The 16,624-nt window shown below is 68.1% G+C and carries 16 protein-coding genes; 5 read left to right on the top strand and 11 right to left on the bottom strand.

Annotated elements, in window-relative coordinates; translation table 11 throughout:
• Nucleotides 1-137 precede the first annotated feature (137 nt).
• The 8 genes from ICG51_RS13340 to ICG51_RS13305 form a co-directional block, all read right to left on the bottom strand.
• Nucleotides 138-764, bottom strand: a complete 627-nt coding sequence (locus ICG51_RS13340; protein ID WP_223809624.1) for an OmpA family protein — start codon at nucleotides 762-764, stop codon at nucleotides 138-140.
• A 139-nt stretch (nucleotides 765-903) separates the two neighbouring features.
• Nucleotides 904-2,403, bottom strand: a complete 1,500-nt coding sequence (locus ICG51_RS13335; RefSeq protein WP_190280808.1) for a wax ester/triacylglycerol synthase family O-acyltransferase — start codon at nucleotides 2,401-2,403, stop codon at nucleotides 904-906.
• An 82-nt stretch (nucleotides 2,404-2,485) separates the two neighbouring features.
• Nucleotides 2,486-3,628, bottom strand: a complete 1,143-nt coding sequence (gene alr, locus ICG51_RS13330) for an alanine racemase (protein WP_190280807.1) — start codon at nucleotides 3,626-3,628, stop codon at nucleotides 2,486-2,488.
• Between the two features lie 57 nt (nucleotides 3,629-3,685).
• Nucleotides 3,686-5,098 carry a replicative DNA helicase gene (locus ICG51_RS13325; protein ID WP_190280806.1) on the bottom strand — a complete coding sequence of 471 codons (1,413 nt, stop codon included), beginning with the start codon at nucleotides 5,096-5,098 and terminating at the stop codon, nucleotides 3,686-3,688.
• Between the two features lie 219 nt (nucleotides 5,099-5,317).
• Nucleotides 5,318-5,773, bottom strand: a complete 456-nt coding sequence (gene rplI / locus ICG51_RS13320; protein WP_190280805.1) for a 50S ribosomal protein L9 — start codon at nucleotides 5,771-5,773, stop codon at nucleotides 5,318-5,320.
• Nucleotides 5,774-5,859: 86 nt separating this feature from the next.
• Complete coding sequence (gene rpsR / locus ICG51_RS13315; protein ID WP_114961112.1) at nucleotides 5,860-6,090, bottom strand: 30S ribosomal protein S18; 231 nt, start codon at nucleotides 6,088-6,090, stop codon at nucleotides 5,860-5,862.
• Nucleotides 6,091-6,101: 11 nt separating this feature from the next.
• The gene (gene rpsF / locus ICG51_RS13310; RefSeq protein WP_190280804.1) at nucleotides 6,102-6,515 is read right to left on the bottom strand and encodes a 30S ribosomal protein S6; all 414 of its coding nucleotides are present in this window, start codon (nucleotides 6,513-6,515) and stop codon (nucleotides 6,102-6,104) included.
• Between the two features lie 146 nt (nucleotides 6,516-6,661).
• Nucleotides 6,662-7,003: an iron-sulfur cluster assembly accessory protein gene (locus tag ICG51_RS13305; RefSeq protein ID WP_190280803.1), complete on the bottom strand. Its 342-nt coding sequence runs from the start codon at nucleotides 7,001-7,003 to the stop codon at nucleotides 6,662-6,664.
• 63 nt (nucleotides 7,004-7,066) lie between these two features.
• Between ICG51_RS13305 and asnS the strand changes: the two genes are divergently transcribed.
• From asnS to ICG51_RS13290, 3 genes are read left to right on the top strand one after another with little or no spacing between them, the layout of a single operon-like run.
• Nucleotides 7,067-8,467: an asparagine--tRNA ligase gene (asnS, locus tag ICG51_RS13300; RefSeq protein WP_190280802.1), complete on the top strand. Its 1,401-nt coding sequence runs from the start codon at nucleotides 7,067-7,069 to the stop codon at nucleotides 8,465-8,467.
• Complete coding sequence (locus ICG51_RS13295) at nucleotides 8,467-8,784, top strand: hypothetical protein (RefSeq protein WP_190280801.1); 318 nt, start codon at nucleotides 8,467-8,469, stop codon at nucleotides 8,782-8,784. Before asnS ends, ICG51_RS13295 begins: the two co-directional genes overlap by 1 nt.
• Nucleotides 8,781-9,089 (top strand): hypothetical protein, encoded by a 309-nt coding sequence (locus ICG51_RS13290; protein WP_190280800.1) that lies wholly within the window; start codon nucleotides 8,781-8,783, stop codon nucleotides 9,087-9,089. The genes ICG51_RS13295 and ICG51_RS13290 overlap by 4 nt, the downstream gene beginning before the upstream one ends.
• Before the next feature lie 79 nt (nucleotides 9,090-9,168).
• On the opposite strand, the gene ICG51_RS13285 is transcribed toward ICG51_RS13290, so the two are convergent.
• Together ICG51_RS13285 and ICG51_RS13280 are read right to left on the bottom strand one after the other, a co-directional pair.
• A complete protein-coding gene (locus tag ICG51_RS13285) occupies nucleotides 9,169-10,887 on the bottom strand; it encodes a hypothetical protein (RefSeq protein WP_190280799.1) in 1,719 nt (572 codons plus the stop codon).
• A 15-nt stretch (nucleotides 10,888-10,902) separates the two neighbouring features.
• A complete protein-coding gene (locus ICG51_RS13280; RefSeq protein ID WP_190280798.1) occupies nucleotides 10,903-11,496 on the bottom strand; it encodes an NfuA family Fe-S biogenesis protein in 594 nt (197 codons plus the stop codon).
• Between the two features lie 75 nt (nucleotides 11,497-11,571).
• Here ICG51_RS13280 and ICG51_RS13275 point away from each other — a divergent pair, with 75 nt between their 5' ends.
• On the top strand, nucleotides 11,572-11,913 hold the full coding sequence (locus ICG51_RS13275) for a 4a-hydroxytetrahydrobiopterin dehydratase (RefSeq protein WP_190280797.1): 342 nt from the start codon (nucleotides 11,572-11,574) through the stop codon (nucleotides 11,911-11,913).
• 131 nt (nucleotides 11,914-12,044) lie between these two features.
• Here ICG51_RS13275 and ICG51_RS13270 read toward each other — a convergent pair whose 3' ends face one another.
• The gene (locus ICG51_RS13270) at nucleotides 12,045-13,010 is read right to left on the bottom strand and encodes an RluA family pseudouridine synthase (protein ID WP_190280796.1); all 966 of its coding nucleotides are present in this window, start codon (nucleotides 13,008-13,010) and stop codon (nucleotides 12,045-12,047) included.
• A gap of 450 nt (nucleotides 13,011-13,460) precedes the next feature.
• On the opposite strand from ICG51_RS13270, the gene rne reads away from it, so the two are divergent.
• Nucleotides 13,461-16,562, top strand: coding sequence for a ribonuclease E (gene rne / locus ICG51_RS13265; RefSeq protein WP_190280795.1), 3,102 nt, complete (start codon nucleotides 13,461-13,463; stop codon nucleotides 16,560-16,562).
• The last annotated feature ends 62 nt before the right edge of the window (nucleotides 16,563-16,624 follow it).

Here is a 16,624-nt window from a genome sequence, read left to right as displayed (position 1 = left end):
GCATCGATTTTACCGACACCCGCAGTATAGGGGCGGTGGCGGCATTCACAAGGCCGGGAAGGATGCCGTTCATCCGCCGGATACGGAAGCGGGCCGCATTGCGCGGCCCGCCCCGGTGGAACGATTTGCCGTGCGGCTTACGAACGCAGCGGCAGCAGGCGGATTTCCACGCGGCGGTTGAGCGCACGGCCGGAATCGGTGTCGTTGCTGGCGATGGGATAGCGTTCACCCATGCCGACGATCTCGAAGCGCTCGCGCTGCAGGCCCTGGCCGATCAGGTAGCTGGCCACCGAATTGGCGCGCTGCTCGGAAATGCGCTGGTTGATCGCATCGGTACCGATGCTGTCGGTATGGCCGCTGACCTCCACGATGGTCTGGTTGTACTCGCGCAGGGTGCCGGCGATGGTGTTGAGGGCCGGGTAGAACTGCGGCTTGACGTTGGTCTTGTTGAAGTCGAAGGTCACGCCATCCGGCAGGTTCAGCTTGATGACGTCGCCGTCGCGGCTGACGTCGACGCCGGTGCCGGCAGTGGCGCGGCGCAACTCGGCTTCCTGACGATCCTGGTAGGCGCCGATCGAGCCACCCGCGAGCGCCCCGATACCGGCACCGACCATCGCATGCTGGCGACGCTCCACTGCGCTGTCTCCGCTGAGCAGGCCCGCGGCGGCGCCGATGGCCGCACCGATCAGCGCGCCGCGCTTGGTGCGGTTGGGATCGTTGGGATCGTTGGTCTGGCCGGTGTAGGTGGCGCAGCCGGCGGTCATGGTGGCCAGGCACACGCCCAGGATGGCGAGCTTGAAATGCGGCTTCATTGGGTGACTCCTCGTCTGGATGGCACGGTGGCGTTGCGGCGATGAGGCTAGGCGGCGGATCGTGGCCTGAATGTGAACGGGCGCCGCCGCGTTAAGCCAAGGTTGCGTCTTGCAGCAGGGCCTCCGCCGCGGCTGCATCCAGCGGCGCATCCCAGGGCCCCATCATCGCCAGATACAGGAGCTTTTCGAATTCCTCGCCGAATCGACGGACCACCGCATCCGGGTCCGGTACCAGACGGGCGTCGGCGATCATCCCGAAGTGCACCTTGCCGCGATAGCTGAGGATCGACAGGCCCAGCCCGATCGAGCCGGTCTGCGGCACCCAGAACATGATCTCGCGCACGGTGCAGCCGGCCATGTACAGCGGCTGCTGCGGGCCGGGCACGTTGGTCGCCACGGCGCTGGCCTTGCGGCTGAACAGCTCCAGCGCGATCTCCTGCACCGGCTGCGGGGCGATGCCCAGCGCAGCCAGCAGGCCGTAGGCGACGATGGCCTGGCGCGACTCCTTCAGCTGGTTCATGCATTCGGCCACGCGCTGCAGCCGGCGCAGCGGGTTGTCCTCGCCCACCGGCAGGTCAAGGAAGACCAGGCCGAAGTGATTGCCCAGCTTCTTCGCGTGTTCCAGCGGGCGCAGGTTGACCGGCACGGTCGCGCGCAGGCTCAGGCCCTCCAGCGCCTCGCCGCGGTCGCGCATGTAGCCACGCAGCGCACCGGCGGCGGCGGCCATCAGCACGTCATTGACGGTGCAGTCGCAGGCGCGGCCGACCGCCTTCACCTCCTCCAGTTCCAGCGGCTCGGCCCACGCGACCCGCTTGCTGACGCCCAGCTGGCCGCGCAGCAACGACGGCGGGTCATCCGGGAGCGCCAGCGCATGCACCAGCTCGCGGGCGATGTCGCCGCCTTCCTTCGCCAGCAGCGTGGCCAGCGACGGGTCCTGCATCATCGCCATGCCCTGCCCCAGCGCCTTGCCGCCGAGCTTCATGTAGCGCTCCATCGCGCCCACCCGGCGCGCCACCGGGGCCGCCTGTTCCTTCAGCCAGGCCTTGTCGAGCCGGGAGGCCGAGGACGATTCGCGGCTGGTGTCGGTCAGCGACAGCAGCACCTGCACCAGCGCGATGCCGTCGGCATAGCAATGGTGGATGCGCGCCACCACCGCCGAGCCGCCCTGGTAGCGCTCGACCAAGTGGAACTGCCACAACGGCTTGGTGGGATCCAGCGGACTGGACGCCAGCTCGCTGACGAAACGCTCCAATGCGCGCTTCTCGGAGGCCCGTCCCGGGCGTCCGGGCAACCCCGCCAGGCGCACATGCCAGTCGAGGTCGAAATGCTCGTCCTCGACCCACTGCGCCCCGGCCGCGCCATCGACCGGCTTCTGCCGGAACCGCGCATACGACAGGAACCGCTGCTGGATCACCTTCTTCAGCTGCGCAAGCTGCATCGGCTCGGCAAGCATCAGCACGCCGGTGATCATCATCGGGTTGGTTGGGCGTTCCATCCGCAACCAGGCGGTGTCCACGCGTGACATCGGTTCGCGCTTGGGCCGGCGCAATGGCTCGGCAGGACGCTTCAGGCGCGGCTTCGACGTGGCCATCCTGCACTCCCCGGTAGTCCCGGCGAGTGAATCACGCCGCCTGACGAGTGGTCAACGCGGAGTGCAGCCCGCAGGGCTCTGGTCAGACGACCGCCGTTGGCCCGCCCACGTATTCACGCGGCACGCGCTCGTTGAGCCGGGTCAGGATTTCGTAGCCGATGGTGCCGGCGCGCTTGGCCACGTCCTCGACGCTGATCGTTTCGCCGCCCTGCGTGCCGATCAACACCACGTCGTCCTCGACGTAGGCGCTGCCGTCCGGGCCCAGGTCGACCATGAACTGGTCCATGCACAGGCGGCCCACGATCGGCCGGCGCTGGCCACGGATCAGCACTTCACCGCAGTTGGACAGCGCGCGCGGATAGCCGTCGCCATAGCCGATCGGCACGGTCACGACGTGGGTGTCATGCGGCGGCGCCCAAGTGGCGCCATAGCCGACCGGGTGCCCTGCCAGCACGGTCTTGAAATAGACCACCTGCGAGATCAGCGACAGCGCCGGCTTCACGTCCACCGTGCGGTGCGCGTCCGGGTCGGGCAGCACGCCGTAGAGCATGATCCCCGGCCGCACCATGTCCAGCCAGGTCTCCGGGTAATGCAGTACGCCGCCGGAATTGGCGAGGTGGCGGATCGGCATGGGTGCACCGATGCGCTCGAAATGGGCGCAGGCCTCCTGGAAACGCTCCAGCTGCAGCGCGGTCATCGCCGACGTGGGATCGTCGGCGCAGGCCAGGTGCGAATACACCCCTTTCACCGTGCACCAGCCCGAGGCCACCGCCGCCTCGATCATCGGCCCGCACGAATAGCTGTGCACGCCGATCCGCTCCATCCCTGTGTCGATCTTCAGATGGACCACCGCTTTGCGGCCCAGCCGCTCGGCGGCGACCTCGACCTTGCGCAGCTTGTCCAGCGAGGACACGGTGATTTCCAGGTCGTGCTGGATCAGCTGCCCGACCTGGCGACCGAGGATGCCGCCCAGCACCAGGATCGGCACGGTGATGCCGGCCCTGCGCAGCGCCATGCCTTCCTCGACGAAGGCCACGCCCAGCTGCTCCACGCCCTGCGCCTGCAGGTGGTGCGCCACCGGCACCAGGCCGTGGCCATAGGCATTGGCCTTGACGATCGCCATCACCGGCACGCCGACCTTCGCGCGGATCGCGCGCAGGTTGCCGCCCAGCACGTCCAGGTCGACCACGATCCGGGTCGGCCGCTGGCTCATCAGTTCGCTCATAGGGGCGCTATTCGAACACGCGCCGCCGCGGCTGCCTAGCCAACCTTCGGCATGCCATCACTCAAAGCTGCCGACGGTGTCGTGCGCCAGGTTGTCGAAGCGCGTGTACTCGCCGAAGAACTTCAGCTTGAAGCTGCCGGTACTGCCGTTTCGGTGCTTGCCGATGATGATCTCGGCCAGGCCCTTGTCCGGCGAGTTTTCCTTGTTGTAGTACTCGTCACGGTAGATGAACACGATCATGTCCGCGTCCTGCTCGATCGCGCCGGATTCGCGCAGGTCGGCCATCACCGGCCGCTTGTCGGTGCGTGATTCCAGCGAGCGGTTGAGCTGCGACAGCGCGATCACCGGCACGTTCAGCTCCTTCGCCAGCCCCTTCAGCGAGCGGCTGATCTCGGAGATCTCGGTGGCGCGGTTCTCGCTGTTGCCGGGCACCTGCATCAGCTGCAGGTAGTCGATCACGATCAGGCCCAGGTCGTGCTCGCGCTTGAGCCGGCGCGCCTTGGCGCGCAGCACCTCCGGGGACAGGCCCGGGGTGTCGTCGATGAAGATCTTGATGCCGCTGAGCTGGGCGATGGCCCCGGTGACGCGGCTCCAGTCCTCGTCCTCCAGATCACCGACCTTCAGCCGCTGCGCATTGACCCGGCCCAGCGACGAGATCAGGCGCATGGCCAGCTGCCCGGCGGACATTTCCATCGAAAACACCGCCACCGCCTTCTTCGACTTCAGCGCGCCGTATTCGGCGATGTTGAGGGCGAAGGTGGTCTTGCCCATCGCCGGGCGCGCGGCCAGCACGATCAGGTCGGTGGGCTGCAGGCCGGCGGTCATCTGGTCGAACTCGGAATAACCGGTCGGCAGGCCGGTGATGCCGCCGCCGTTCTCGGCGCGCTTCTGCAGGATCTCGAACGCCTCGGCCAGCGCGCGCCGCACCGGCGTGAAGTCCTGCTTGCCGCGCGAATGGCCTTCGGCAATCGCGAACACCGCCGATTCGGCCTGCGCCAGCAGTTCGCCGGAGTCGCGGCCTTCGGGCTGGAAGCCGTCGTTGACGATGGTAGTGCCGACGTCGATCAGCCGGCGTTGCACCGCCTTGTCGCGGACGATTTCCGCATAGGCCTTGATATTGGCCGCGCTGGGCGTGCTGGCGGCCAGCTCGACCAGATAGGCACCGCCGGCGACCTGCTCGCTGATGCCTTGCGAATCGAACCACTCGCCCACCGTCACCGCGTCGCAAGGGCGGTTCTTCTCCACCAGTTCGCGCACCGCGCGGTAGATCAGCTGGTGGTCGCGCCGGTAGAAATCCTCCTCCACCAGCTGGTCGGCCACGCGGTCGAACGCGTTCGGGTCCAGCATCAGCCCGCCCAGCACCGCCTGCTCGGCCTCGATCGATTGCGGCGGCACGCGCAGCTGCTCGACCCGGTGCTCGTTGCGGGTCTGGAAGCTGGCATCGGAACGGATCCCCGACCTTGCGCTCATCGGCAGCGTGACTCCCCTGTCGGCCCGTCATGGCGGGCCGGTCGTTGTTGTGCGGTGGAAACGATCATCGTAGTCGGCGCCGTCGGCAAGCGTTGCAGATAACCCTGTGGATAACCGGTGGGCATCTCACTGGCTGCGACAGTGATCGTTCCGACGTTCCGTAAAAACGAAACGGGCGCCTTGCGGCGCCCGTCGCGGTCATGCTGGCTGGCGGCCGTATCAGGCGGCTTCCGGCACCACCACCACCTTGACGGTGGTGTCGATGTCGGCGTGCAGGTGCACCAGCACCTCGAACTCGCCGGTGTGGCGCAGCGGGCCTTCGCCCATCACCACTTCCGACTTGTTCACTTCCACGCCCAGCTGCTTGGTCAGGGCCTCGGCGATTTCGCGCGGGCCGACCGAACCGAACAGCTTGCCTTCGGTGGACGCGTTGGCGGCCACGGTCACGCTGGCATCGGCCAGCTTGGCCTGGCGCGCGGAAGCGGCATCCAGGGTGGCCTGGGCCTTGGCTTCGTACTCGGCGCGCTTGGCCTCGAACTCGGCCAGGTTGGCGGCGGTGGCCGGCACGGCCTTGCCCTGCGGCACCAGGTAGTTGCGGCCGTAGCCCGGCTTCACGTCGACCTTGTCGCCGAGATTGCCGAGGTTGGTGACCTTCTGCAGGAGGATCAGTTGCATGGTGTTGCTCCGTATTCGTTAGCGGCGCGCGATGCGCCGCAACGGTGGCTGTCCGAATGGACGGGCTTGCTCGTCAACGAGCGGGATCAGACGTTGTGGTTGTCCGTGTACGGGATCAGAGCCAGGAAGCGAGCGCGCTTGACGGCGTTCTGCAGCTGGCGCTGGTACTTGGACTTGGTGCCGGTGATGCGGCTCGGCACGATCTTGCCGGTCTCGGTCAGGTACTGGCGCAGGGTGTTGAGATCCTTGTAGTCGATCTCGGTCACGCCCTCGGCAGTGAACTTGCAGAACTTGCGGCGGCGGAAGAACTTGGACATGGACGTGCTCCTCAGGCGGCTTCGGCGTTATCGGATTCGCCAGTGCCCACGGCACTGTCGCTCTCGTCGTCGCGGCGGCGACGCTCGGGCTTGTCGCCCTTCTCGTCCTTGTTCTTCATGATCAGGGACTGCTCGGTCACCGCGTCGTCGCGACGCATGACCAGGTGGCGCAGGATCGCGTCGTTGAAGCGGAACGTGTCGACCAGCTCGTCCAGCACGGACTGCTCGGCCTCGATGTTCAGCAGCACGTAGTGCGCCTTCACCAGGTTCTGGATCGGGTAGGCCAGCTGGCGGCGGCCCCAGTCTTCCAGGCGGTGGATCTTGCCGTTGCCGGCCTCGATGGCGCCCTTGTAGCGCTCGATCATCGCCGGGACCTGCTCGCTCTGGTCCGGATGGACCAGGAACACGATTTCATAGTGACGCATGGTGGTTTCCTTGTGGATGGCGGCTGGCGCGATGCCGGCCGGACAGCCCTCGGCCACCTGCCGGTGACATGGACAGGCGCGTTCGGGCAAGAGCCCCCCGCAAGCGGGAGCCGACCATTATGGCCAATCAAGCACTTGCGTGCAAATCAGGCCAGTTGGACCAGCCCGGTGGTGAAGCTGGAGCCGCAGCCGCAGCCGCCGGTCACATTGGGATTGTCGAAGGTGAACTGTTCGTTCAACCCCTGCTTCACGAAGTCGATGCGGGTGCCGTCCACCTGCGGCAGGCTGGCGGCATCGACGAAGATGCGTACGCCGCCGGCGTCGAACACCACGTCGTCCGCGCCCTGCTCGCGCGCCATGTCCACCTTGTAGCCCCAGCCCGAGCAGCCGCTGCGGGAAACGCCGAAGCGCAGGCCCAAGGCGGCGGGGTCGGCATCAAGGTAGCCGCGGATGCGGTCGCGGGCGGTGTCGGTCAGCAGAATGGCCATGCGGGGATTGTAGCTCCGGTAAACTCCCCGCTCTATTTCATGCTTGCAACGCAGGATTTCAAGATGACGACGATCTCCGTGGCCCAGGCGCTGGCCGGGCACGTCCCGGAAGGCGGCCAGGTTTCCGTGCGCGGCTGGGTGCGCACGCGCCGTGACTCCAAGGCCGGATTGAGCTTCGTCAACGTCAGCGACGGCTCCTGCTTCGCGCCGATCCAGGTGGTGGCGCCGGACACCCTGCCCAACTACGAATCCGAGGTGAAGCACCTGACCACCGGCTGCGCGGTGATCTGCACCGGCACGCTGGTGAAGTCGCAGGGCCAGGGCCAGAGCTTCGAGGTGCAGGCCTCCGCCGTCGAGGTCGTCGGCTGGGTGGAAGACCCGCTGACCTACCCGATGCAGCCCAAGCAGCATTCGCTGGAGTACCTGCGCGAATTCGCCCACCTGCGCCCGCGCACCAACCTGTTCGGCGCCGTGACCCGCATCCGCCACTGCCTGGCGCAGGCGGTGCACCGCTTCTTCCACGAGCGCCAGTTCTACTGGATCAGCACGCCGATCATCACCACTTCCGATGCCGAGGGCGCCGGGCAGATGTTCCGCGTCTCCACCTTGGATATGGCCAACCTGCCGCGCGACGGCAAGGGCAACGTCGACTTCAGCCGCGACTTCTTCGGCAAGGAAACCTTCCTCACGGTGTCCGGCCAGCTCAACGTCGAGGCCTACTGCCTCAGCCTGAGCAAGGTCTACACCTTCGGCCCGACCTTCCGCGCAGAGAACAGCAACACCACGCGCCACCTGGCCGAGTTCTGGATGATCGAGCCGGAAATCGCCTTTGCCGACCTCAACGACGACGCCAACCTGGCCGAGGACTTCCTGAAGTACCTGTTCAAGGCGGTGCTGGACGAGCGCGCCGACGACATGGCCTTCATCGCCGAACGCGTGCAGCCCGACGCCATCACCCGCCTCGAAAAATTCATCAACGCACCGTTCGAGCGCATCGACTACACCGACGCGATCTCGCTGCTGCAGAAGTCCGGCAGGAAATTCGAATTCCCGGTCGAGTGGGGCCTGGACCTGCAGACCGAGCACGAGCGCTGGCTGACCGAAGAACACGTCGGCCGCCCGGTGGTGGTGATGAACTACCCCGAGCAGATCAAGGCGTTCTACATGCGCATCAACGACGACGGCAGGACCGTGGCGGCGATGGACGTGCTGGCGCCGGGCATCGGCGAGATCATCGGCGGCAGCCAGCGCGAGGAGCGCCTGGACGTGCTGGACGCGCGCATGGCGCAGTTCGGCCTCGACCCGGCCCATTACGGCTGGTACCGCGACTTCCGCCGCTACGGCACGGTGCCGCACGCCGGCTTCGGGCTGGGCTTCGAACGACTGGTGGTCTATGTGTGCGGGCTGGCGAACATCCGCGATGCGATCGCCTATCCGCGCGCGCCGGGCTCGGCGGAGTTCTGATGGACGCCGATCTGGTCCTGTTCCTGGCGCTGACCGCATTCGCGATCGCGATCGCCGGCGCCACCGCCTTCGTGATCTTCTGGCCGCTGACACTGGTGCACCTGCGCGACCGCCATCCGCGGCTGGTGGAACAGTTCGGCCCCGGTGCTTTCCTCAAGCCCGTGGCCCTTTGGTGGCTGTTGCGCGGCGACTATCGCAGCGCGTCCGACCGCAGCCTGTCGGGGCTGGCCACGCCTTCGCGCATCTCCCTGCTGGTGATCCTGGGCGGGATCGCGATGGGCGGCGTGCTGTGGATCATCGGAAAGGGATTGTCATGAGCGAAACGGACAACGACAGCTGGTGGCTGGCCACGCTGGGCCGCACCGTGGTGTGGGCACGCCTGCGCGAACGCGAGGCCGGGACCGCGGAGGTCTTCGACAGCGATGGCAACACCCTCGCCTACGACAGCATCGACACTGCGCGCGCCGCGCTGATGGACGCCGAGTTCGTGGCGTTCGAAGGACTGGACGAGGACGATGCGCTGGCGCGCGGGTTTTCGCTGACCGAGATCGCGCCGCCGGTGGCGCGCGATGATGCCGCCCTGCGCACACTGATGGTGCAGTCGCTGGGCGCACGCGCCTGAGTCGCCCGCTTCGTTGATGGCCGGCAGCGCAAGGGCATCACCTGTCCCCCGCAACAAGTCCGGGCATCGCTGATCGACGCTATGGGTTTTCCGCAGGCACGGGCGCCGGGCGCACGCTGCCGTTGTCTTCCTGCAGCTCGGGCTTGAACGGCACCGCGGGCGCGGCGCGACCGGTCGACGACTGCTCGTTCACGTCCGGGTCCACCGGCATGCAGCCGCCGCCGAACTGCAGCAGCGACACCACGCACTTCAGCTTCAGGCCGGTGCCGGGAATCGGGATCGACAGCTCCTTGATCCCGCGCCGCACCCATTCCTGCAGCAGCGTACCCTGCGGGATCCAGTACTTGTCGAAGCGCGTGCCACGGTATTCCAGTCCAGGCCGCTTGAGCCAAGTCCCCGCCCGATCCAGGTCCAGCCCGTCCTGCCTGGACCATTCGTCCGGCAGGCGCGCGCTGCCGTCGGCGTTGAACAGGCCGGACTTGCCATCACCCTCGCGGCCGTCGCCATTGCCTGTCCCGGCGACGTTACGCTGCGAGGCACCCCAGTCATCGCTCTTCGCCGCGCCCGGCCACCCGCCCGGTGCCGGCTTCAACCCGGGACCGGCACCGGCGCCCTTTGCTGCGACGCCACGCCCGCCCGCCTTCGCGGTTCGTACGCCCTGTCCGCTGCCGGCCTGCACTTGGCCGGCGCCGGCGCTCGCCGCACGCGCGCCGCCGCCCGCCGGGGCGTTGCCCCGCTCTGGCGCGGCAACGGCTGCACCGCCGGGATCCGGCTTCAATGGCAATTCACGCACCTGCCCGACCGGCCGCGGCACCCGCACCTGCGCCGTGGCATCGGCAGTCGGCGCCGTGCGCTCGCGCGCCTGCAGGCGCGCATCCGGCCGGAACACTTCGATGTCCCGCACCTTTTCGCGCAATTCCGGCGCGCGCAACTGCGCCTGCTGCGGCAAGGGCTGCAGCGCGCGGGGTGCAGGCGTTTCGAGCATCGGAAGCGACTCCACCTGCGGCCGCGGATGGGCTTCCCGCAGCGTCGCCTGCGGCAACACCACGCTGCGTTCGCGCGGCGGCGGCAGCTTGAATCCGTCCGGCTGCGGCTGCGGCACCTCGCTCACCTGCAGCACCTGGCGCGCCTCCGGCGGCGTCGGCACCTGCTCCAACTGCGGCACCGGTCGGCTGGCATCGATCGACTGTTGCTGCGGCAAAGCGACCTGCTCCACCGCCGGCGGCACCGCCGTCTCCGAGGGCTGCGCGGACGCAGCGGCGGCTTCCTGCGCAGGCGCCGGCATCCGGCGGGAGGCAGGGGAAGCCCGCAACGGCGCGCCCTGCGCCCCCTGCTCGGCAACCGCACCACCACCCGCCTGGGCATTGCCGCGACCAATGAAATGGACCTGCACCACTTGGCCTGGCTCGTCGTCCTGCCGCGCCAGTTCGGCCAGATGCAGGTACATCAGCCACAGCAGCGTGGCCGCCAGCAGCAGGTGCAGCACGATGTCGGCGGCGCCCACGCCGATCCGCAGGACGCGCCCATCGCGGGGGTCGTGCGGGCGCGCCAGCCGCTGCAAGTGGAAGAACGGCAGGCCCAGCCGCGCGGCACGGCCCTGCGCCGCATAGGTCAGGCGCTCCGCAAGCGGCGCCACCCAGGCTTCGATATGCGCGCGCGCGGCACCGGCATCGGCCTGCGGCTGCGCGTCGAACCAGCGCTGCCAGCCGGCAGGCATTTCCCCCGGCGCATCAGCGTGCCCCCGCTTGAGCAGGCGCCGTTGTTCGAGCGCGGCGATCAGGTCCTGTGCCGTCGTCACGCGCGCCCGGTTCCGTCAGGTCCCGCCGTTCGACATGTACGGCGCGCTGCCGCTGGCATGGTCGGTGACATCGCGCACCCCGGCCACCCCCGGCACCTTGTCCAGCAACGTCTTCTCCACGCCCTGCTTCAGGGTGATGTCCACCATGCTGCAGCCGTGGCAGCCGCCGCCGAAATTGAGCACCACGATGCCGTCAGCGGTGATCTCGGTGAGGGTGACGTGGCCCTTGTGCATGGCCAACTGCGGATTGATGTCGTTCTCGATCACCCAGCGCACGCGCTCGACCAGCGATGCCGACTCGCCCGGTGCCACGCCCTTGATCCGCGGTGCGCGGATCTGCAGCTGGCCGCCCGTCGCCATCGTCGCGTAGTCGATTTCGGCGCCGTCGAGGAACGGCACGCTGGGAGCATCCAGCCACAGCGTGAAGCCTTCGCAATCGATTGCCCACTCGTCGCCGGCAAGCTCGGCCGGCTCGGCGAATTCCAGACGCACGTCGGCACGCGCTGTGCCGGGCTGCTGGGCGGACAGACGCACGCCCAGACCGGGAATCGCCTCGCGCTCGATCAGCTTGCGGAAATGGGTCTGCGCGGCTTCGGAAATCTGGATCATCCGGCTATTCTAGCGGCGCTGCGTTGCAGCTGCGTATCGCCCGCATCCCGGTTCAGCCCGCGCACGGAGAACATCATGGCCGACCTCATCCCCCTCGCCCAAGCCCGTTGCGTGGCTCGCCGCGGCCATGAACACCGGCTGTCGGAAGCCAGCATCCGCGAGTTGCTGCCGCAGCTGCAGGGCTGGGAACTGCTGGAAGACGGCCACGTGCTCGGCAAGACCTTCCGCTTCGCCGACTACTACCGGACGATGTCGTTCGTGAACGCGCTGGCCCACGTCGCCAATGCCGAGAACCACCATCCGGACCTGTCGGTGCACTACGACCGCTGCGTGGTGCACTTCTCCACCCACGACGTCGGCGGGCTGAGCGAGAACGATTTCATCTGCGCGGCAAAGGCGGATCTGCTGGCGGGCTGAAATACATCGAAGGCATTGGCTGCCGTGGGCTTCCGCTGGCTCTCGGCGGCATCCAAGCCGCCGAGAAGCCTGCATGAACATATTCGCGGCGTGTCGGATGAAGTCTGTGGCGGCCAAGACCAGTCCGGCACCTACCCCAGCCTGTCCAGCACCTCGATCAGCTCCGGCACCAGCGGCGCGTTGAGCGAATACGGCGCCTTGCCGCCATCGAGCGCGAACTCCAGGGTGGAAGCATGCAGGAACAGCCGCTTCAGCCCGACCTGCTCGCGCAGGCGCTTGTTGGCGGCTTCGTCACCATATTTGTCGTCGCCCGCCACCGGATGGCCGATGTGCTGGGCGTGGACGCGGATCTGGTGGGTGCGGCCGGTCTCGATGCGGATTTCGCAATAACTCTGCCCCCCACGCCGCTCGAGCACCCGGAAATGGCTCATCGACGGCTTGCCGGCCGGGTTGACCTGCACATGCCGCTCGCCCCCCTGGCGCAGGCCGACGTGCAGCGGCGCATCCACGCTCATGGTACCGCCCGGCATGCGACCAACCAGCAGCGCCAGATAACGCTTTTCGATGCCTGATCCATGATCTTCCCGCAGCAATCGCTGCAGTTCCGACAGCGCGGAACGCTTCTTGGACAACACCAGCAGGCCCGAGGTGTCGCGGTCCAGCCGATGGACAAGCTCCAGCGTGTCGCGCGGGCGCAGCGCGCGCATCGCCTCGATCACGCCGAAGGAGATGCCGCTGCCGCCATGGCTGGCGATGCCAGATGGCTTGTTGATCGCCAGCAGGCGGGTGTCCTCGAACACGATCGACGCCTCGAGCGCCGCCAGCAGGCCCTTTGGCGGCGAACGTCCGGCATCCTGCTGCGTTTCGAGTCGAACAGGCGGGATCCTGACATCATCTCCCACCTCGAGCTTGCGCTCCGCCTTGGCCCGGCCGCCGTTGATCCGCACCTGTCCGCTGCGCACCAGTTTGTAGACCAGGCTGCGCGGGGCGCCCTTGAGCTGGCCCAGCAGGAAATTGTCCAGCCGCTGCCCGGCGCGATCGTCGGGAACGCGGACGGTACGCGCGCCGCCGCTGGGGGGGGTATCCGGCTGTGTCATTGGAGGCTGATCTGCTACACTCGGGGGGCGATGCAAGGGTTTGATTTCGCAGGAAGTGTCGGGCGGTTGACCGCCCATCCGGCCGAAAGCCGGCCTGCCTGGCGAGCCCCGCCGCAGTGACGTTGCCACCGCCCTCGGGGCGGACATGTTAACGGCTGCGCGGCAAACCCGCCCATTGCCGGCCCCCGCCGTGACTCTGCCCGTTGAACAACGCCCCGTGCGACGCGCCCATTCCCCACAAGGCATGCGGTGGCGGTCGCCGGCCCAGCAAGCCCATTACAAGGAAAAAGCGCTCCCGCGGTTCGCCGTGGTGTGGCAGCGCTGGAAAACTCGAAAGCGGCACGGCCAGCGCCCAGCGCGGCCGCGCGCTTGGTGGTATCCAGAAGCGAAACGCCCATGGCGTTCCGCGCGGCACCCATGCCGGGTGTGGCAGCGCACAAGGAACGCACAATGAAGCGAATGCTCATCAACGCCACGCAGGCGGAAGAACTGCGGGTCGCCATCGTCGACGGACAGAACCTGTACGACATCGACATCGAACAGCCGTCCCGCGACAACAAGAAGTCCAACATCTACAAGGGCCGTATCACCCGGCTCGAGCCGTCCCTCGAAGCCGCCTTCGTCGAATACGGCGGCGAGCGCCACGGCTTCCTGCCGCTGAAGGAAATCTCCCGCGACTATTTCCAGGCGGGCGTGGACCACAACAAGGCCGGCATCAAGGAGCTCCTGCGCGAAGGCCAGGAAGTGGTTGTGCAGGTGGACAAGGAAGAGCGTGGCAACAAGGGCGCGGCCCTGACCACGTTCATCTCGCTTGCCGGCCGCTACATGGTGCTGATGCCGAACTCGCCGACCGCTGGCGGCGTCTCGCGCCGGATCGAGGGCGACGATCGCGCCGAACTGAAGCGCGCGATGGATTCGCTGGACATCCCCGACGAGATGGGCGTGATCATCCGCACCGCCGGCGTGGGCCGCGACGCGGAAGAGCTGCAGTGGGACCTGGATTACCTGCTGAGCATCTGGCGCGCGATCGCCGAGGCCGCGCTGAGCAAGCCGGCGCCGTTCCTGATCTACCAGGAGTCGCGCCTGATCGTGCGCGCCCTGCGTGATTACATGCGCAGCGACATCGGCGAGATCCTGGTCGACACCCCGGAGATGTACGCCGAGGCGCTGGAGTTCGTCGAACAGGTGATGCCGCACAACAAGCGCAAGCTCAAGCACTACACCGACGACGTGCCGCTGTTCAACCGCTTCCAGATCGAATCGCAGATCGAGAACGCCTACGAGCGCACCATCCGCCTGCCCTCCGGCGGCGCGCTGGTGATCGACCAGACCGAGGCGCTGACCGCGATCGACGTCAACTCCGCGCGCGCCACCAAGGGCGGCGACATCGAGGAAACCGCGTTCAACACCAACCTGGAGGCGGCCGAGGAAGTGGCCCGCCAGCTGCGCCTGCGCGACCTCGGCGGCCTGGTGGTGATCGACTTCATCGACATGTCGTCCAACAAGCACCAGCGCGACGTCGAGAACAAGCTGCAGAACGCACTCAAGTACGACCGCGCGCGCGTGCAGATCGGCCGCATCAGCCGCTTCGGCCTGCTGGAGATGAGCCGCCAGCGCCTGCGCCCGTCGCTGGGCGAAGCCAGCCAGATCGTCTGCCCGCGCTGCGAGGGCCATGGCCGCATGCGCAGCATCGAATCACTGAGCCTGTCGATCATCCGCGTCGCCGAGGAGCACGCGATGAAGGACAACACCGGCCAGGTGCTGGTGCAGGCGCCGGTGGAGATCGCCAACTTCCTGCTCAACGAGAAGCGCAGCGCGCTGCGCGAGATCGAGCAGCGCCACGACGCCCCCATCGTGATCGTGGCCGACGAGCAGCTGCACTCGCCGCACTACGAAGTCACCCGCATCCGCGACAACGAAATGGGCGAGGAAACCACCAAGCCCAGCTACCAGCGCGGCACCCCGCGCAAGCTGAACACCATCGCGCTGACCAAGGCCCAGCTCAACATCCCGCCGCCGGCCGTCACCAAGGTGCAGCCGGCCCAGCCGGCACCGCTGCGCGACCCCAAGCCGATGCCGCAGGAGCCGCAACAGGCGCCCACCCCGGCCTTTGCCCAGGCAGCCCAGCCCACCGCACATGCTGCGCCCGCCACCGGCGGCGTGATCGGCTGGCTGCGTGGGCTATTCGGAGCGGCCCCGGCCGCCCCCGTTGCGGCCCCCGCGCGCGGCGAAGGCAATGGCCGCCGCGACGAGCGTGGCAACCGTCGCAACGAGCGCGACGGCCGCGGCAACCGCGACGGACGCCGCGAGGACGGCCGCCGCGACGAAAGTCGGCGTGACGACAATCGCCAGCGCGACAACCGCGGCGAAGGCCAGAAGCAGCAGCAAAAGCAGAAGCAGCAGCCGCAGCAGAAGCAGGACAGGCCACAACAGCAGGCCCAGCCGAAGCAGGAGCGCCTGCCGCAGCAACAGAAGGCGCAGGAAAAGACGCAGCAGCCGCAGCAGCAGAAGCAGCCGCGCCCGCCGAAGCAGGAGCGCCCGGCCACCGAAACGGTACAGCCGGCGGAAGCCGCGGCAGCGGCTGCCACCACCGCTGCGACCATGATCGCAACCAATGACGGCGCCGTTGCCCAGTCGGTTGCAACGGCACCATCGGCGGCCCCGGTTGAAGTCGTTCAATCGCTCGAAGCAGCGCGGCTGGAAGCCACCGGTGACATTGCGCCTGTCGCGGGGGATGAGGCCAATACGGGCGAAGGTGGCGGCAAGCGCCGTCGCGGCCGTCGCGGTGGCCGTCGCCGCCGTCGTGGCAACGGTGATGCAGCCGGTGCCGACGAGGCCACGCTGGACCAGGACGATGTGCTGGACGAAGTGGTCGGCGCCGACACCAACCAGCCGGAGTTCGACTTCGACGACATCGAGACCCCGGCCCCGGCCGTCTCCGCAGTTGCGGCCGATCCTGCCCCGCTGCGCCACGGCGAGCAGGCCGCTGCGAAGACCGGAGCACCGGCACCGCAGCCGGCAGCGGCAGCGATCGCAGCCGTTGCGGCCGCCGCACCCGAACTGTCTCCGGCACCGGCGACCGCGGATGTCGTCGCGCCTGTCGCACCGGTGGCGGATGCCGAAGCCGACTCTCTGCCCCCGGCGGACGCGGTGAGCGCAACCGCCTCGGTGGACCTCGACGTTGAAGTTGAGGCTGAGCGCACCGCAGCTGCCAGCGATGCAATGGCTGCGACCTCGACTCCCGCCTCGGCCGCCACGGCGCAGGCCGCGGACGCCAGCCCGGCGGAAGTGGCCGTTGCGCAGGCCGGCATTGCCGCCGCCCAGCCGGATCTCATTCCGCAGGCAGCGCCTTCGACCGCGACGGAAGCGGCGCCGGCCGTTGATCCGATCGCAGCCGCCACGCCGTCACCGGCGGCCGCGCCTGCCCCTGATGCCACCACGCGCGGGCTGTTCGAATCGCTGCCGGAGGTCGAGCCGGCCGCACCGGAAGCGCAGGTTGCCGCGACGGAAGCCGCGGAGAAGGATGCGGACGAGCCGCGTCACAACGCCTGATTCCGGGCGGTACCGAGCACAAACAGATGGCGCCGGGAAACCGGCGCCATTTCATTTGCATC

Origin of the sequence: Thermomonas sp. XSG (assembly GCF_014678725.1) — a bacterium.
Taxonomy (GTDB): domain Bacteria; phylum Pseudomonadota; class Gammaproteobacteria; order Xanthomonadales; family Xanthomonadaceae; genus Thermomonas.
The sequence above is the reverse complement of the archived record's forward strand: the minus strand, read 5'-3'. Positions and strand labels throughout refer to the sequence as shown.

Excerpts from the sequence above, each read along its gene's own strand:
- ICG51_RS13340 (WP_223809624.1), bottom strand. The coding sequence starts at position 764 with ATGACCGCCGGCTGCGCCACCTACACCGGCCAGACCAACGATCCCAAC.
- ICG51_RS13335 (WP_190280808.1), bottom strand. The coding sequence starts at position 2,403 with ATGGCCACGTCGAAGCCGCGCCTGAAGCGTCCTGCCGAGCCATTGCGC.
- alr (WP_190280807.1), bottom strand. The coding sequence starts at position 3,628 with ATGAGCGAACTGATGAGCCAGCGGCCGACCCGGATCGTGGTCGACCTG.
- ICG51_RS13325 (WP_190280806.1), bottom strand. The coding sequence starts at position 5,098 with ATGAGCGCAAGGTCGGGGATCCGTTCCGATGCCAGCTTCCAGACCCGC.
- rplI (WP_190280805.1), bottom strand. The coding sequence starts at position 5,773 with ATGCAACTGATCCTCCTGCAGAAGGTCACCAACCTCGGCAATCTCGGC.
- rpsR (WP_114961112.1), bottom strand. The coding sequence starts at position 6,090 with ATGTCCAAGTTCTTCCGCCGCCGCAAGTTCTGCAAGTTCACTGCCGAG.
- rpsF (WP_190280804.1), bottom strand. The coding sequence starts at position 6,515 with ATGCGTCACTATGAAATCGTGTTCCTGGTCCATCCGGACCAGAGCGAG.
- ICG51_RS13305 (WP_190280803.1), bottom strand. The coding sequence starts at position 7,003 with ATGGCCATTCTGCTGACCGACACCGCCCGCGACCGCATCCGCGGCTAC.
- asnS (WP_190280802.1), top strand. The coding sequence starts at position 7,067 with ATGACGACGATCTCCGTGGCCCAGGCGCTGGCCGGGCACGTCCCGGAA.
- ICG51_RS13295 (WP_190280801.1), top strand. The coding sequence starts at position 8,467 with ATGGACGCCGATCTGGTCCTGTTCCTGGCGCTGACCGCATTCGCGATC.
- ICG51_RS13290 (WP_190280800.1), top strand. The coding sequence starts at position 8,781 with ATGAGCGAAACGGACAACGACAGCTGGTGGCTGGCCACGCTGGGCCGC.
- ICG51_RS13280 (WP_190280798.1), bottom strand. The coding sequence starts at position 11,496 with ATGATCCAGATTTCCGAAGCCGCGCAGACCCATTTCCGCAAGCTGATC.
- ICG51_RS13275 (WP_190280797.1), top strand. The coding sequence starts at position 11,572 with ATGGCCGACCTCATCCCCCTCGCCCAAGCCCGTTGCGTGGCTCGCCGC.
- ICG51_RS13270 (WP_190280796.1), bottom strand. The coding sequence starts at position 13,010 with ATGACACAGCCGGATACCCCCCCCAGCGGCGGCGCGCGTACCGTCCGC.
- rne (WP_190280795.1), top strand. The coding sequence starts at position 13,461 with ATGAAGCGAATGCTCATCAACGCCACGCAGGCGGAAGAACTGCGGGTC.